Annotated in this window: 14 protein-coding genes; all 14 read right to left on the reverse strand. The window is 43.8% G+C overall.

The genetic code is table 11. The annotated features are described in order from the left end of the window. Positions 1-2 precede the first annotated feature (2 nt). Positions 3-1,268, reverse strand: a complete 1,266-nt coding sequence (gene purD / locus M1F63_RS09125) for a phosphoribosylamine--glycine ligase (protein WP_247941249.1) — start codon at positions 1,266-1,268, stop codon at positions 3-5. Positions 1,269-1,405: 137 nt separating this feature from the next. Then, entirely contained in the window at positions 1,406-2,170 is a 765-nt protein-coding gene (locus tag M1F63_RS09130; protein WP_247941250.1) for a hypothetical protein, read from the reverse strand. Positions 2,171-2,240: 70 nt separating this feature from the next. Beyond that, positions 2,241-3,788 carry a bifunctional phosphoribosylaminoimidazolecarboxamide formyltransferase/IMP cyclohydrolase gene (purH, locus tag M1F63_RS09135; RefSeq protein WP_247941251.1) on the reverse strand — a complete coding sequence of 516 codons (1,548 nt, stop codon included), beginning with the start codon at positions 3,786-3,788 and terminating at the stop codon, positions 2,241-2,243. A gap of 1 nt (position 3,789) precedes the next feature. Beyond that, positions 3,790-4,254 carry a GNAT family N-acetyltransferase gene (locus M1F63_RS09140; protein WP_000571268.1) on the reverse strand — a complete coding sequence of 155 codons (465 nt, stop codon included), beginning with the start codon at positions 4,252-4,254 and terminating at the stop codon, positions 3,790-3,792. Positions 4,255-4,298: 44 nt separating this feature from the next. Next, positions 4,299-4,850: a phosphoribosylglycinamide formyltransferase gene (purN, locus tag M1F63_RS09145; RefSeq protein WP_247941252.1), complete on the reverse strand. Its 552-nt coding sequence runs from the start codon at positions 4,848-4,850 to the stop codon at positions 4,299-4,301. Continuing rightward, complete coding sequence (gene purM, locus M1F63_RS09150) at positions 4,847-5,869, reverse strand: phosphoribosylformylglycinamidine cyclo-ligase (protein WP_247941253.1); 1,023 nt, start codon at positions 5,867-5,869, stop codon at positions 4,847-4,849. The genes purN and purM overlap by 4 nt, the downstream gene beginning before the upstream one ends. Positions 5,870-5,913: 44 nt before the next feature. Then, positions 5,914-7,356, reverse strand: coding sequence for an amidophosphoribosyltransferase (purF, locus tag M1F63_RS09155; RefSeq protein WP_247941254.1), 1,443 nt, complete (start codon positions 7,354-7,356; stop codon positions 5,914-5,916). Positions 7,357-7,368: 12 nt separating this feature from the next. Then, positions 7,369-11,094 (reverse strand): phosphoribosylformylglycinamidine synthase, encoded by a 3,726-nt coding sequence (locus M1F63_RS09160; RefSeq protein ID WP_247941255.1) that lies wholly within the window; start codon positions 11,092-11,094, stop codon positions 7,369-7,371. Positions 11,095-11,149: 55 nt separating this feature from the next. Next, complete coding sequence (gene purC / locus M1F63_RS09165; protein WP_000043285.1) at positions 11,150-11,857, reverse strand: phosphoribosylaminoimidazolesuccinocarboxamide synthase; 708 nt, start codon at positions 11,855-11,857, stop codon at positions 11,150-11,152. A gap of 168 nt (positions 11,858-12,025) precedes the next feature. Then, complete coding sequence (comB, locus tag M1F63_RS09170; RefSeq protein WP_247941256.1) at positions 12,026-13,375, reverse strand: HlyD family secretion protein; 1,350 nt, start codon at positions 13,373-13,375, stop codon at positions 12,026-12,028. Between the two features lie 12 nt (positions 13,376-13,387). Then, positions 13,388-15,541: a peptide cleavage/export ABC transporter gene (gene comA / locus M1F63_RS09175; RefSeq protein WP_247941257.1), complete on the reverse strand. Its 2,154-nt coding sequence runs from the start codon at positions 15,539-15,541 to the stop codon at positions 13,388-13,390. A gap of 318 nt (positions 15,542-15,859) precedes the next feature. Then, entirely contained in the window at positions 15,860-16,030 is a 171-nt protein-coding gene (locus tag M1F63_RS09180) for a H354_08695 family bacteriocin-like peptide (protein WP_000933509.1), read from the reverse strand. A gap of 28 nt (positions 16,031-16,058) precedes the next feature. Next, a complete protein-coding gene (locus M1F63_RS09185; RefSeq protein WP_013670143.1) occupies positions 16,059-16,250 on the reverse strand; it encodes a hypothetical protein in 192 nt (63 codons plus the stop codon). Between the two features lie 12 nt (positions 16,251-16,262). After that, positions 16,263-16,439 carry a hypothetical protein gene (locus tag M1F63_RS09190; protein ID WP_000180837.1) on the reverse strand — a complete coding sequence of 59 codons (177 nt, stop codon included), beginning with the start codon at positions 16,437-16,439 and terminating at the stop codon, positions 16,263-16,265. Positions 16,440-16,708: the final 269 nt, after the last annotated feature.

A 16,708-nucleotide genomic window follows, 5' to 3' on the forward strand; every position in this document is an offset into this window, starting at 1 on the left:
TGTTAATCTTTTATGGCCTTGCTTCCGATATCTGTTCGGTAAAAGAGGCCTTCTGTTTTTTGTTGGGAGAGTTCTTGGTAGATGGTTTCTTGGGCTTCTTTGACGGTATCTGCTGTGGTGACGAGCATATAGACACGTCCACCATTTGATAGCAGCGCTCTGCTATTTTCCGCAAACTTAGCCCCTGCGTAGTAGGTGATGATGTCGCCATCGGTTTTGGCTGGCAACTTGACACCCTTTTCGTAGTCTAGCGGGTAGCCCTTGGATGCGACAACCACGCCCAGTGTCACACCCTTGTCCGTCCAAGTGATGGCTGGCTCTTTGCCATCCAAAATGTCAGTAATATTTTGCGCAAAGTCAGATGTCAAACGAGGCAAGATGATTTGTGTTTCAGGATCTCCAAAACGAGAGTTGAACTCGATGACTTTCGGTCCATCAGCTGTCAAGATAAGACCCGCGTAAAGGACACCAAGGTAGGGACGTCCTTCTTTAATCATGCCTTCAAGAACTGGCTTGACAATAGTGTCAACCGCCGTGTCAACCACGCTCTGTGGTAAGTGAGGAACTGGCGCATAGGCACCCATCCCACCAGTGTTAGGACCCTTGTCCCCATCGTAGGCACGTTTGTGGTCCTGTGCCGTTGGCATGATGTAGAACTTGTCCCCGTTGACAAAGGCAAAGAGAGAAAACTCCTCTCCATCCAGGAATTCCTCGATGACCACTCGCGCCCCCGAGTCACCGAATTTATTGTCCAAAAGCATCTCGTGAGTGGCTTCAACTGCTTGCTCAACCGTTTCCGCAACGACGACACCTTTCCCAAGGGCCAAGCCGTCTGCCTTGACGACGATTGGAGCGCCTTTCTCCTCGATGTAGGCCTTTGCCTCCTCGAAATCTGAAAATGTCCCATAGGCTGCTGTCGGAACATTGTATTTGACCATAATTTCCTTGGCGAAATCCTTAGACCACTCCAGCTCAGCTGCAGCCTTGGTCGGACCAAAAGCCTTGAGACCAGCCGCATTGAAATCATTCACAATACCAGCCGCAAGGGCATCATCTGGGCCGATAAAGGTCCACGCAATATCGTTGGATTTTGCGAAGTCAATCAACTTATAATGTTCGGAAATAGAGATATTCACCAAATCAAGTCTATCTAAGGTCATACCGTCATTTCCAGGTGCCACGAAAACTTTCTCAACGTCTTTAGACTCCAACAACTTTTTGGCAATCGCATGCTCACGACCACCAGAGCCGACAACTAACAGTTTCATCTATCAACCTCTTTTGCGAATTATTTACTAATATTATAACACAAACGTTCGCTTTAATCTTGTTTTACTTAGTGTTTTAAGCCAAAAAAGGAAAGAAACGGTTTTCTTCCCTTTCGTTTTTTAATGTCTAAAATGTTTCACTCCGTTATATATTCCTCTTTCAACACTTTAGCAATGTTCGGTTCCAATAAATTAACAAAATACCTTTTCAAATTTAAAATATTATCAACCTGTTCTTTATCTAACCTAAAAGAACGACCAGTTTGAGGTTCCTTTAATGTACGTAATAGATCTTTGCCAGTTGGCCACACTAATTTTCTTGCCTGAGGTTGAAAAGGGTTTACTCCCGTTCCTGGCATTGTTCCCCCAATAAATCCATTTGAATTTGCCGTACTTGAACTTTTATTTATCAATGTAATAGTAGCAAATCCTAATGAATCTTCGCCAAATACAACAATAATGAACGGACGAATATCATACTCTGATTCACTATTAGAATAATAATTAAGCTCTTTTTCAATTCCATATTCATACTTGTTATTTTTAAAGATATTTTTCTTTAGTTTAACCACTGTTAAATCATCATCATTTAACGAATGCTCTTTACTATTAAATTCTATCAGATTATCATTCTTTGAAAAAAGCATAAATACATCTGGATTTGGTCCAAATTCTCCTTCGAATGCTATCGAAGAGAAGGCATAAAAACCATGCTTGTAATCACCTCTAAGTTCCCATGACATAGTACTTTGACCCGCAAAAGGAAAATGTATATTATCAATCCTGCTTTTTCTGATATATCTTTTTTTATTTATAACATTTATAAATTCTCTAAAATCTGGACTAATTCCAATGGTTGGTCCTGAAAACGACATTCCCACATTTAATTTTATGAATGACATCTCAACTTCTCCATTCTACCAATTTATCTATCTGTATAAAAATAACATATTCTTATATAAATATCGTTTTTTAATGTCTAAAATGTCTCACACCTGTGAAGACCATAGTCAAACCGTATTTGTCAGCAGCTTCGATAGACTCTTGGTCACGAACTGAGCCACCTGGTTGGATGATGGCTTTAATGCCTGCTTTAGCAATTTCTTCCACGTTATCTGCAAATGGGAAGAAGGCATCAGAAGCAAGCACAGCGCCGTCAAGGCGGTCTTTAGCTTGGTCAATCGCAATACGAACAGAAGCCACACGGTTGGTTTGTCCTGGGCCAACACCGAGTGTCATGTGGTCATTGGTCACGATGATACCGTTTGATTTGACGTACTTAATTGCTTTCCAAGCGAACTCAAGAGCAGTCGCTTCTGTCTCGGTTGGTTGGCGTTTGGTTACCACCTGCCAGTCAGCCGGGCTTTCTTTGACCACGTCTTGGTTTTGAACGAGGAGTCCACCAACCACACCTGTGTATTCTGCTTCCACTTCGCTAGCCTCTTGAGCATCAAATGGCAAGGCAAGGATGCGCAAGTTTTTCTTTTTATTGGTTAAAATGGCTAGCGCTTCATCCGTATAGCTCGGTGCGATGATGATCTCGAGGAAAACGCCGTGCATCTTCTCAGCTGTCGCAGCATCCACCTCACGGTTAAGGACGACAATTCCACCAAAGATAGACACTGGGTCAGATTCATAAGCGTAGTCCCAAGCTGTTTCAATGTTGTCAGCCTGACCGATTCCACATGGGTTCATGTGTTTGAGAGCCACAACAGTTGGACGGTCTTTGAAATCACGGATGATACGGATGGCCGCATCAGCGTCACGAATATTGTTGAATGACAATTCCTTACCGTTAAGCTGTTTGGCTGAAGCAATGGAGTAATCAGTCGGCAAAGCTTTTTGGTAGAAGTCGGCGTCCTGTTGAGGATTTTCCCCATAGCGCATTGGTTGCTTAAGGTCATAGGTCAAAGTGAGTTTTTCTGGTTTTGCTTCACCCACTTGAGCTGTGAAGTATTCTGCGATCAAAGCATCATAGGCTGCTGTGTGGCGGAAAACCTTAGCTGCCAAACGCTGGCGAGTTTCGTAAGAGGTTTCGCCGTTTGATGCCAATTCGTCAAGCACAACAGCATAGTCAGCAGGGTCTACTACAACTGTTACGCTAGCGTGATTCTTCGCTGCAGAACGAAGCATGGATGGTCCACCGATATCAATATTCTCCACCGCGTCAGCGTAAGTCACATCTGGTTTAAGGATGGTTTCCTTAAATGGGTAAAGGTTGACCACAACAAGGTCGATGAGCTCAATCTGATTATCCTTAGCAGCCTCTAAGTGACTATCCAAGTCACGACGAGCAAGAAGCCCTCCGTGGATATTTGGGTGGAGGGTCTTGACACGACCATCCATCATTTCTGGGAAACCAGTCACATCATCGATGGCAATGGTCTCCACCCCAGCATTGTCAAGGGCAACCTTTGTCCCACCTGTCGAGATAATCTCCCAACCGAGTTTTTTAAGTTCTTGGGCAAATTCAACAATGCCCGCTTTATCTGAGACGCTGATTAAGGCCTTTTTCGTCATTCTATTCCTCTTTCTTTAGATCCAAGCGCATAGCGACTTCGTTATTTTCTTCTATAAATCCTGTTTCCTGAAAACCCAGACTAGTCAACAGGTGCTTCATTTTTTCATTTCCAACCACATAATCTGCGGTAATATGACTGCAAGCTCTATCCATCTGGGCCTCTTTGATTAGAACTTCCAAGGCTTTTCGACCATAACCTCTTCCTTGGTACTGCTGACCAATCATTATCCGCCAGATAAAGTATTCCGCTTCATCCTTGTCTATTTCTAGCAGGAGAAAGCCAACCACTTGCTTATCCCAATAGATTGCCATCGGAAACACATCTTCGTTTTTCCGGTAGAGCCATGCATCAGCTAAAGAGCGAACATTTGGAGCTACGAAACGTGCTCGTTCATCAGCTTCTGATATTTTCAAATCCAGCACTGCCTGAAAACTGCTCTCATCTACCAATTTCAGTTCAATCATTTTTTCTCCTAGCAAGATTGCGTAATCAAAACTTGATTTACTTCTTACCTTCTCTCCACTCCCAAGCTATCCAGCACCTCTGGATACAACTTGTACTCTGCCTCATGAATCCGAGCTTCAAATCTTTCGATAGTATCATCTGCTAGACGTGGCACACGGACTTGTTTGATGACCTTGCCTGTATCCACACCTGAGTCCACCCAGTGAATGGTCACACCGCTCTCAGCAACCCCAGCATTCCAAGCGTCCTCAATCCCATGAGCTCCTGGAAATTCTGGAAGGTAGGCAGGATGAATGTTGATAATTCGACCTTCATAAGCTGCTAATAAAGTTGGCCCAACGATTTTCATGTAGCCTGCTAGACAAACCAAGTCAATCTGGTGTTTTTCCAAGAGTTCGACAAGTGCTGCTTCGTAGTCTACCTTGTTCTCAAACTCCTTGAGTTCAAAAGCATAGGACAGGACGCTGAGCTTGTCTGCACGTTCCAGCACATAGGCGTCACGATGGTCTGAAAAGACAAATCCCACCGGAAACTCTTCGGCAATCACCTGAAAATTTGAGCCATTACCAGAGGCAAAAACCGCTATTTTTTTCATTTGATGATGACACTTTCGTTTTCTTTCTTGACGATGCGACCAATTTCATAGACTGGTTCATCCAGCAATTCCTTGACGCGACCTACATTTTCAGGGCTCACTGCCAGCATGAGTCCCACACCCATATTGAAGATTTCAAACATTTCTTCATGCTTGATTTCACCGTATTTTTCAAGGGCTTTGAAAATCGGAAGCACTGGAACCTTGTCTTCTTCAATTTCCGCAGCTAGGTCAGCCGCAAACATACGAGGGACATTCTCGATAAAGCCCCCACCTGTGATGTGGGCAATACCGTTGACCAACTCTTCCTTGATGAGTGGCAAGACAGCCTTGACATAGATACGAGTTGGCTCAAGCAGAACTTCCTTGAGTTTCTTGCCTTCCAATTCTGGCAAGACTTCCTCACCTGTGTAGTCGGCAAAAACACGACGCACGAGTGAGTAACCATTTGAGTGAATCCCACTTGAAGCAAGACCGAGAAGAACATCACCTTCAGCTACTTTTGAGCCGTCAATGATTTGAGATTTTTCAGCCACACCTACTGCAAAACCAGCCAAGTCATAATCATCTGCGCCGTACATACCAGGCATTTCAGCCGTTTCACCACCGATGAGGGCAGCACCAGCCTGTACACAACCTTCTGCCACACCAGCAACGACTTGTTCTAGTTTAGCTGGTTCATTCTTGCCAGTCGCGACGTAGTCAAGGAAGTAAAGAGGCTCCGCACCTGCAGCGATGATGTCATTAACACACATGGCCACACAGTCCTGCCCAATCGTATCATGCTTGTCGTACTTGATGGCCAGCATGAGCTTGGTTCCGACACCGTCAGTTCCTGAGATCAAGACCGGCTCTTTGACACCTGTTTTTGAAAGGTCAAACATGCCACCAAAACCACCAAGAGCTCCCATAACACCTGCACGCTCCGTACGAGCCACGTGCTTTTTGATCCGCTCAACAACTTCATAACCCGCTTCAACATCCACACCCGACTGGGCATAAGCATTCTTATTTGTCATCTTTGTCTCCTCTTCCTTTCCTTTAATGGAGAGCCTTCATCCGCCTATTTGTAAAAACTGGTCTTTTCTTCCAAACTTCTACGATAGTCTTCCTCATAGTCATAAAGAGGTGTTGGATAATCGCCGTCAAAGTAAGCGACACAGAGACCACCATTCGGCGCATCTGTTTCAATCCCGATAGAATCAATCAAGCCATCAATCGAAAGATAGGTCAGGCTATCCGCACCAATGATTTGGCGAGTTTCTTCGACCGTATGATTGGCCGCAATCAACTCCTGACGCGTCTGGATATCAATCCCGTAAAAACATGGATAAGCTAGCGCTGGACTACCAATAGCAACGTGAACTTCAGAAGCACCCGCTTCTTTCAAAAGCTGAACGATACGGCGAGAGGTTGTCCCACGAACAATGGAATCATCCACCATCACCACACGTTTGCCTTTGACAACGCCCGAAACAGCAGACAGTTTCATCCGCACCCCTTGCTCCCGCAATTCTTGAGTCGGTTGGATAAAGGTGCGTTGCGTGTATTGGTTTTTGATCAGCCCCATTTCATTTGGCAGACCAGATTCTTCTGCAAATCCCATAGCTGCGCTGAGTGAAGAATTGGGCACACCGACCACAATATCTGCTTCGTGCTTGAACTCACGCGCTAATTGAGCCCCCATACGTTTGCGAGCTGTATGGACATTAACACCATGGATATTAGAGTCAGGACGGGCAAAGTAGATATACTCCATAGAGCAGATCGCCAACTGGGTATCATTCGTATAGCTATCATACTGAATCCCATTGTCATCCACGATTACAATCTCTCCTGGTTTCACATCACGAATCCACTCGGCACCAATGACTTCAAAGGCACAGGTTTCTGACGAAACCACCACCGCTCCGTTGGCCATTTTCCCAATAGAAAGTGGACGGAAGCCATTAGGATCAAGCGCCGCAATCAACTTGTCCTCAAACAGCAGGATATAAGCAAATCCACCTTTTACAAGGCTGAGCGCCTCTTTGATTTTGCCCATCAAGTTCGGATTGTGACTCCGACGAATGAGGTGAGCCAAGATTTCCGAGTCCGAAGTTGAACTGAAAATAGCGCCTCTTTGTTCCAATTCTTTCTTGAGCGATTCAGCATTGGTCAAGTTTCCGTTGTGAGCAAGTCCAAACTGCATATCATGAAAGCGAAAGAGGAAGGGCTGGATGTTATCAACAGAAGCTTCGCCAGCAGTCGCGTAACGAACATGCCCAATCGCGCTCGTTCCAGTCAGTTTATCCAAATTAGCTGGGTTTCTGAACACTTCTGATAAAAGCCCCATGTCGCGATGACGCTTTAGTTTCCCTTGATCATTGGAGAGGATTCCTGCCCCCTCCTGACCACGGTGCTGAAGACTATGGAGACCAAAATAGGTCAATTTAGCAGCATCTGGATGTCCCCAGATACCGAAAACACCACATTCTTCATTAAGAGATTTTACTTCGTATGTCATTTTTTATACCTTTTATTTCCCTGTGAAATAACGCACAGCCGACGCAAACAGGTGCTGGTCTTTATTTCCTGGGATGTTTTGGAAGAGACCGTCTTCATAACGTTCTGAGTGTCCCATTTTACCGATGATTTGACCATTCTTGCTGGTAATTCCTTCGATGGCATTTACAGAACCATTCGGATTGTACTTAGAATCCATACTTGGTTTGCCGTCAAAGTCAACGTATTGGCTAAAGATTTGACCATTGGCACGGAGCTCTGCAAATTCCTCAGCCGTCACGACAAATTTCCCTTCACCGTGCGATACTGGAATGGCATGGATATCGCCCACTTGTACTCCAGCTAACCATGGTGAGTTGGTATTGGCAATTCGAGTTTCCACCATCTTAGCCACGTGCTGGTTGGCATCATTGTAGAAGAGGGTTGGGCTAGTACTGTTAGCATCCTCGAAGTTCCCGTATGGAAGAAGACCTGATTTGACCAAGGCCTGGAACCCATTACAGATACCGATAATCAAGCCACCACGAGCGATAAAGCTATCAATAGCTACACGCACTTTTTCATTGAGCAGGATGTTGACGATAAACTTAGCTGATCCATCCGGCTCGTCTGCAGCGGAGAATCCGCCTGCAAAGAAGAGAATGTTTGCCTTGCCGATATTGTCAACCATAGTTTCAACTGACTTGACAATGGCTTCTTCATTCAAGGTCACGAATGGCACCAAGTTAACCTCTGCCCCTTCTTTTTCGAAGGCTTTAGCTGAGTCATATTCTGAGTTGGTTCCTGGGAAGACTGGGATGTAAACAACAGGTTTTTCAATGGTTTCTTTGGCTTTGATGACTGCGTCAGAAGCGACAGCTGGCACTTCTTCCAATTCTTTAGATTGGGCAAATTCTGTTGGGTAAACTTCTTCCAGTTTCCCTTGGAAAGCACTGTCAAGTTTGTGTCCATCTAGCTTCACACCGTTGACAAGGAGTGTAAAGTCTGCTTTTGTTTGACCTATTTTCTCTACTCCAGTGATTTCTTCAGGAGATGTGAAGACAAATCCACCCAATTGAGCTGTCAAAGCTGTTTCAAGTTCAGGCAAGGTCACCTCTGCACCAATATGGTTCCCAAAAGTAGCAAGAGCCAAGCTTTCAAGGACACCGCCATATTTAACAGCTGATGCAGATGTCACTTTGTGAGCCTTTTGAATGCCTTCAAACTTGGCAAAATTAGACTTAATCAAGTCAAAATCAATCTCTGCAGAAAGAGCTTGACCTGGGATGTAGTAGATATTTTCACCAGCAGTCTTGAACTCAGGAGAGAGCACCTTACGGCTATCTGCTGTTGTCACTCCAAAGGCAACCAAGGTTGGCGGTACAGTCAATTCTTCAAAAGTACCAGACATGGAGTCCTTACCACCGATAGATGGCAAACCAAGCTGGATTTGTGCTTCGATAGAGCCTAGGAGAGCTGCTACTGGCTGACCGAAACGCTCAGCTTGTTTGTCCATCCGCTCGAAATACTCTTGGTAAGAGAAGCGAGCCTTAGACCAGTTTGCACCAGCAGCAACCAGACGAGCAGTCGCTTCGATAACCGCATAGACAGCGCCATGATATGGAGACCATTCTGCCACGTATGGATTGAATCCTTGCGCCATGACAGACGCAGTGTGAGTCACACCGTGTTGAACTGGCAATTTCTGCACAGATGCCTCAGTTGGTGTGAGTTGGTAGCGACCACCAAGTGGGTGATTGACCGTTGAACGACCGACCGAGCAGTCAAAGATAGTTTGTAAACCTTTTTGACTCGCATGGTTGAGATCAGACAGAACCGCAAGGGTATCTGCTTCAAGTGTGTCAGCACTTGTTGTGCGTTCTTCTGGGAGTTTGACATCCTTGTCCACAACCTTGGCATCAACGACTACACGCACACCGTTTGTATCAAGGAAACGACGTTCCAAGTCGACGATGGTTTCACCATTCCAGTGCATGACAAGATTTGGTTTTTCAGTCACTGTTGCCACAACAACCGCGTCAATGTTTTCTTTATTACATTCGGCAACGAAGGCATCTACGTCTTGAGGACGCACCACAACTGCCATCCGTTCTTGTGATTCAGAAATGGCAATTTCTGTACCGTTCAAACCTTGGTATTTAAGAGGAACCTTGTTGAGATCAATTTCAAGACCATCTGCCAATTCACCGATAGCCACACAGACACCACCTGCTCCAAAGTCGTTGGATTTCTTGATAAGACGAGTGACATCGCCATTACGGAAAAGGCGTTGGATCTTGCGCTCTTCGATGGCATTCCCTTTTTGAACCTCAGCTCCAGCAGTCTCTACAGACTCAACTGTTTGAACCTTAGAAGATCCTGTCGCACCACCGACACCATCACGTCCAGTCTTCCCACCGAGTAGAATAATCACATCACCGGCTTCCGGTTTTTCACGGACTACATTTTCCTTAGGAGCAGCACCGACAACGGCACCTAGCTCCATGCGTTTGGCTACAAAGCCTGGGTGGAAGTACTCACGAACGTAAGTCGTCGCCAGACCAATTTGGTTACCATACGAAGAATAACCGTGAGCCGCTGTTTTAGAAATGACCTGTTGTGGCAATTTCCCAGCGCGCGTTTCTGAAATCGGCGCTGTAATGTCACCCGCGCCTGAGATACGCATGGCTTGGTAAACATAAGAACGGCCTGACAATGGGTCACGAATGGCGCCACCGATACAAGTAGCCGCGCCACCAAATGGTTCAATTTCCGTTGGGTGGTTGTGAGTTTCGTTTTTGAACATAAGGAGCCAAGGTTCCTTGACACCATCAACGTCCACTTCGATTTCAACCGAGCAGGCATTGATTTCGTCAGATACTTCCATATCGTCTAAACGACCATTAGCACGCTCATAACGACCAAAAATAGTCGCCATATCCATCAAGGTTTGTGGCTTTTCAGACCGACCTAGTTCATCACGCATGGCAATATACTTGTCATAAGTCGCTTGTAATTGCTTTTGAAATTTAGAAGCTGAGAAATCAATGTGTTTCAACTCGGTCTCAAAAGTCGTGTGACGGCAGTGGTCAGACCAGTAAGTGTCCAAAACCTTGAGCTCTGTTTCCGTCGGCACGCGCCCGATTGACTTGAAGTAATCTTGGATAAAGAGCAAATCATCCACTTCCATAGCCATTCCTTGTTCAACCTTGTAGCGCGCAAAGTCTTCTGCTGTATAGCTTTCAAAGAAAGTCAATTTAGGAATGGTCTTGTCCGACTCTGAAAATTCCTGCTTGGCAATCCCTGTCGTGATGTCCTTGAAACGAGAATCAACTGGGTTGAGCAGGTAGTTCTTGACCGCTTCCAACTCAGTCGCATCAATATCCTTATTAACCAAGTACAATTGTGCTGTGTTGACCGTCACGTCACTCGAACTCCCCAGCAAAAGCAAGGCTTCCTGTGAAGAAGCTGCACGTTGGTCAAATTGCCCTGGCAAACTTTCAATGGCAAAGAAAGCATAGTTGACAAGATCCGCCTGCACAACCACTTCGTCCAAAACATGGTCTGTCACCTGCTCAGAGAAGATGTGCTTCTCTGCAGGCGCAAACAAGTCCTCTGCCAAATCAAAGACATCATAAACTTGCACAATGCGAATACTTTTCAAAGTTGACAATCCCAAGTTGTGCTGGAGTTCCCTTACCAAACTCTCTGACTTGACCTGAAAATCAGCCTTTTTCTCAACAAAAATACGTTTATCCATCAATTCTTATTCCTTTATTTCAGCTCTTACAATGTTCCCAACGACTTCTAGGTTGTTATTTTAGTTCTTGCAGCTTTTCCCAGACAATCTCGTAAACATCCGTCAATTCACCCAAGCCACGGCGGAAAACATCCTTGTCCATGTGGTTGCCATCTGCATCCCACAAACGGCAGTTATCTGGTGAAAACTCGTCTGCCAAGATAATCTTGCCATCCTTGTCAAAACCAAACTCTAGCTTAAAGTCAATCAATTTGAGACCAATCTCAGCAAACCAAGCTTTCAAGAGCTCATTGATACGACGGGTTTCTTCCTTCAAGTAAGCAATCTGCTGGTCATCCGCAATTTTAAGGAATTTCACATGCTCGTCATTGATAAAGGGATCATCCAAATCATCATTTTTATAGTAAAATTCGACAATCGGAGTCTCAAATGCGATACCTTCTTCTACGCCAAAACGTTTTGAAAAGGAACCAGCCGTGTAGTTGCGGAGCACAACTTCCAAAGGAATAATCTCAACCTTTTTATTGAGCTGTTCCGTGTCTGAAAGTTTCTCCACAAAGTGAGTCGCTACACCAGCCGCATTTAATTTCTCAAAAATAAAAGATGAAATCTGATTATTTAACACTCCCTTGCCCGCAATCTGCTCCTTCTTGACTCCGTTGAAGGCAGTCGCCTGGTCCTTGTAAGTTGAAATAATGAGATTTTCATCCTCAGTTGTATAGATATCCTTGGCTTTTCCCGAATAGATCAGTTGTTTTGACATTTTAAAGTTCGCCTTTCGTTTTACTTGAGCACATTCTACCACAAAAGCATGAAAAATTCAAGGTTTTTACGAATAAATAACGTTTTCCTATTTCAAGCGTAAAGAAAAACTGCAAGATGAGCTCTTCTTACAGTTTTAAAATCATTTATCCTCTGAAAAACACGAATATTACACTTTATTCAAAAATTGATCCCAAAAATAACGGAGATAGCTTTTCTTTCCCGTAATCATCTGCAGGCGGCCTTCTAAACCATAGCGAAGTGTTGTAGCCTGCTCAGAAGTCAGATGGGTCTCCGCCTCAATTTTAAAGAAATTTCCTTGTTCAGTCTTTGTAGCTGTCGCATCAATACTTGTAATCGTAGAATCCAGGAAAATTTGATTCTTCGCATCATTAGTCGTAGTATAACGGACAGAGTCCCCAATCTTGACTCTAGCAACATCTTTTGAACTGAGATAGGCTGTGAGTTTGGTTTTTCCTTCTTTTTCCAAAGATGGGTAGAGTTGGGCTAGCAGGGTTCCTTCTGCGACCATCGTAGATTCACTAGTCTCAGGATTGAGGTGAAGCACCCCATCCTCACTTGCTATAATCTTCCCTTTATCTAGGAGACCTCCCTGTACCTTCTTACCCGATTCCGCCTCCAAAATTTTCTGATCTAGAAGAGTTAATTCCTGACCGACTTTAACTAAGTGCTGAGATTTGAGTGATTCCAGTTGACTATCCAGTCCCGTTGCGTGGGCCTGTTGAGCTCCAGAACCCGCATACTGTACACGATACGTAGCTAGACTAGACTCTAGCTGGGCAATTTGTGCATCCACCTGTGCAATAACTTGCGATTTAGCTTGCGGATCTTCTCCAGCTTGGTTTTTATAGATCTGATAAAAAGAGTAGGCTGGATTCTGACTATCCAGTTGATCTCCCTTTTCAATCGCTGACTTTGCTGTTTTATAGTCTCGAATTTTATCCTCTGTTTGACTGATAAGATTGCCAATCTCGGCCTGGCTCTGACTTGCTGCCGCATTTTGAGAGGAGATGCTGGCATTTTGCTGAGAAACATTACTCCTAAGACTACTAGCTTGGCTGAGATAGTCTCGAAACATCTCCTGATAACCAAACTTATCCGCCTCTGGAAATTGATCACTCCCCTCTTTCAAACTGGATTGCAAATACCCCAACTGCTTTTTTTGATCCTTTAACATCTCCAATTGACTGGCATATGCCTCAACCTGGACAGCTTCCGCACCTTGCTGGTACTGAACGAGGAGTTCCCCCTGCTTGACTAGTTTGTTTTCTTCCAGATAATTTGCCACAATGCGTTGATTGCTAGTCGACTGGATATTGGCAATGATCCGACTAGGTTCGACAGTCGCTCTGGTAGACAAACTAATCTCTTTCTCTGCAAAAACTGCAAATCCCAGTAAAAACATGAGCAGAAGTGACATAGGTAAAATCACCCGACTGGAAAAATTATGGTAACGACGATTATAAAACTCCGCACTTTCTAAAAATTCTGATTTCATCTTCTCCTCTTTCTAGCTATTCACCAAATGGGCATAAAAGCCATCCTGTGCAAGCAAGTCTGCATGGGTACCCTCTTCGACAATCTTGCCCTGATCCAAGACAACAACCTTCTCTGTCCGCTCTGCAATGGTCAAGCGATGGGCAATGAAAATCAAGGTCTTATCTAAAGCCATGAGATTATCGACAATTCGCTTCTCTGTCAAAATATCCAAACTGCTAGTCGCCTCGTCCAAGATCAAGACAGGTGCATCCGTCAAGAGAGCACGCGCCAGAGCGATTCTCTGCCGTTGCCCACCTGAAATTCCAGCCCCATCCGAAGTCAATTCTGTCTGATAATTCAGAGGCATGCGCTCAATATCCTCCCGAATCTCTGCCAACTCGACTGCTCGTAAGATATCTTCCTGAGTCGTCCCCTCCTTGGCTCCAAGGAGAAGATTCTCCAAAATCGTTCCGTTAAAGACATAGGGCTGTTGAGGCAGGTAGTTGATATACTGACGCAAAGCCTTTTTGTCAATCTGATTAAGATTGACACCACCCAGACTAATCTCTCCCTGACTTGGGTCGTAAAAATTAACCATCATTTTGGCTAAGGTGGTCTTACCCGAACCTGAAATCCCCACAAAAGCTATCTTAGACCCTTGTGGAATGGTCAAATTGATATCCGACAAGACATCTCGACCATAGCCATACTTATAGCGAACCTGCTTAAAGGTCATATCTCCCTTCATCAAACTCAAATCTTCTACCGTTTTCTTCTCCTCAAACTCCGAAGCTACCAGATAAACCTCATTTAAGCGATTATTGGCGACCTGCGCTGTCTGAAGCTTGGTTTGCAGGTTGATGATATTTTCCAAAGGATTGGTAAAATAAACAAGCAAAGTATTATAGGTAATCAGCTGGCCCAAACTCATTTTCCCATCCATGACCAGAATAGCTCCCAGCCAGAGAACAGCAACATTGAGCAGGAGCTGGGCAACTTTTTTCAGTGCCTTTTGCTGGCTTTCTGCCCGGCTATAGGTAAAAGATTTTTTCAGATAAGTTACAAATTCCTTATCAATCTTTTGATAGCGCGAACTCTCACTGGTCAACGACTTAATGGTCTCAATACCGTTGATGTCCTCGATGATAGAAGAAGACAGAACCGCATTGGCTTCCATGGTATCCCGATTCATCTTTTCAAACGGCTTCATAAAAACAAAGATAATCACTGTATAGATGGGAAGCGCAAGCAGACTAATGAAAAAGAGCGTTATATTTTGTGAAAACAAGACAAGCGAGATAATCAAAATCGTCGACACATCTAGGAAAATCGACAGAATGGTCGAAGCTAGCGCGTCAATGATACTGTTGGCATCCGTGAAACGAGACACGATTTCTCCTGTCCTGCGTGTCGCGAAAAAGGACATCGGCAGATGAAAAACATGCTTGATGTAGGACAAAATCACATCAATCGATAAGCGTTGCCCAAGGATTAGTAGGAGATATTCCTGCGCATAAGACAAAATCTGCTGGAGGATATAGACGATGACCAGCCCAATAGAGATAATACCCAGTGTCGAGCGCATCTGGTCTGGTACGTAACTATCAATGATGGACTGAAGATAGTAGGAACCCACGATATTGATCAAGGTCACCAAGAGTGTCGCTAGGACGATATTGGTAATTAAGCCACGCTGCTTGAGTAAGATCGGCAAGAAGGATAGGAGTCCCTGTTTTTTCTCCTTATGAGGTTTGTAGTCCGGTGATGGTGCCATAAAAATACTAACCCCTGTCCACTCTTGCGCAAATCGCTCACGGGAAATCTTGGTCAGCTTGATACCAGGATCTGGATCAGCAATATGAATGTGCTTTTTATCCTGACCTATCACCACATAGTAGTGGAGCAACTTCCCTTCCTTGAGCACATGAGCCACAAAAGGAAAGGTCAAATCTGGCAAATCAAAGAGCGTCATATCCGCCTTGATAGCCCGCGTCTCAAACCCAATATCCTCTGCCACCTTTACAAGTCCCAAAGCGGTCGTCCCATCCATGGTCGTCTTGGCCAACTCTCGTAGATGAGCCAAGGAGTAATAACTACCATAGTAACCAAAGACCATAGCCAAGGAAGCCACGCCACAATCCATCTGATCCACTTGGGGACGATAGTGCCTTTTCCTAAATTTCATATCCTTCTCCTTTTTCTAACAATCTCTTTAAAAATTTGTAAGATTATTTTAACCAAACAAGGATAAAAACAGGAAAATATTCCTAAATAAACTATTTTTACGCCTAAAACGCACTTTCAAAAGCATAAACTATCATTTAAATGTAAAAAGCAGAACAAAAGTTCTGCCTGCTTAAAGTAACCGTTAAAAAATGAATGTCCAGAAATAAACTATTCTGAAATGATATTTCTATAAAGTGAGATAAAGGTCATCAAGGATGATGGAATCCTAGGTATGTCAAAACATTCAAACCACGTAGGTAGATTTATTTTGTTTATATTAGCCACCTCTCGCTGCTGACTGATAACCATTATAGGCACCCCAAGCTAGGAGTCCGAGAGAAACAATTCCTCCACCAACGAAAAGTAGCACTCCCCCACCATCTACTTCTTGTAGTTCAAGATCGCTTAAAGTTGGATAGTTTTGTTCCAACGTTTGTAAATTTAACATAATTCCTCCTTCATTTTACTAATAAAAATTAATGTTCTTTCAACATACCCACAATAATCATTAATACACTCAAGAAAAACGCAGATAGCAGTCCTTTAGTAGTACTATTAAAAAAAGGTCTGTCAAAAACAAAATAATTATATGCAGATAATCCTAAACCAATAGCAGTTACTACTATTGTAATAACGAATAGTATAATCCAAAATGTTTTTTTGCTCATATTTATCAAAAATTATGGATGAGTAATATAATAGAATGTTTTACCAGCGGCTTCGCCAACTTGGTAAATTCCCCAACCAATTGCGATACCTACAGAAACCATCTCCCAAGCAATACCCCCATTCACATCCGTCAGCTCTTCTTCTGTAAGAGCTACAAAGTTCTGTTCCATGTTGTCAAAGTTTGTCATCTTTCTTCTCCTCTATATTTTTCTATATATCTAATCTTTAACCTCTAAGCCACTTAAATAGCCAGATTGGATAAATTACTGAAATCATTTTCTTCTCTCCTTCCTTTTCTTCTCACTTTTCTATTCGAGAAGTAATTTAAAATGAACAGGTAAATTTCATTTATTTTAAATACCATTTGATCAACCATGGCAATAAGATTGGTAAATACATCGCGTAATCTCCTTCCCTTTTTCCTTACCTATTTATTCGAAAAACAATTAGAAAACGA

Source organism: Streptococcus oralis (genome assembly GCF_023109155.1).
Lineage (GTDB): Bacteria > Bacillota > Bacilli > Lactobacillales > Streptococcaceae > Streptococcus > Streptococcus oralis_BZ.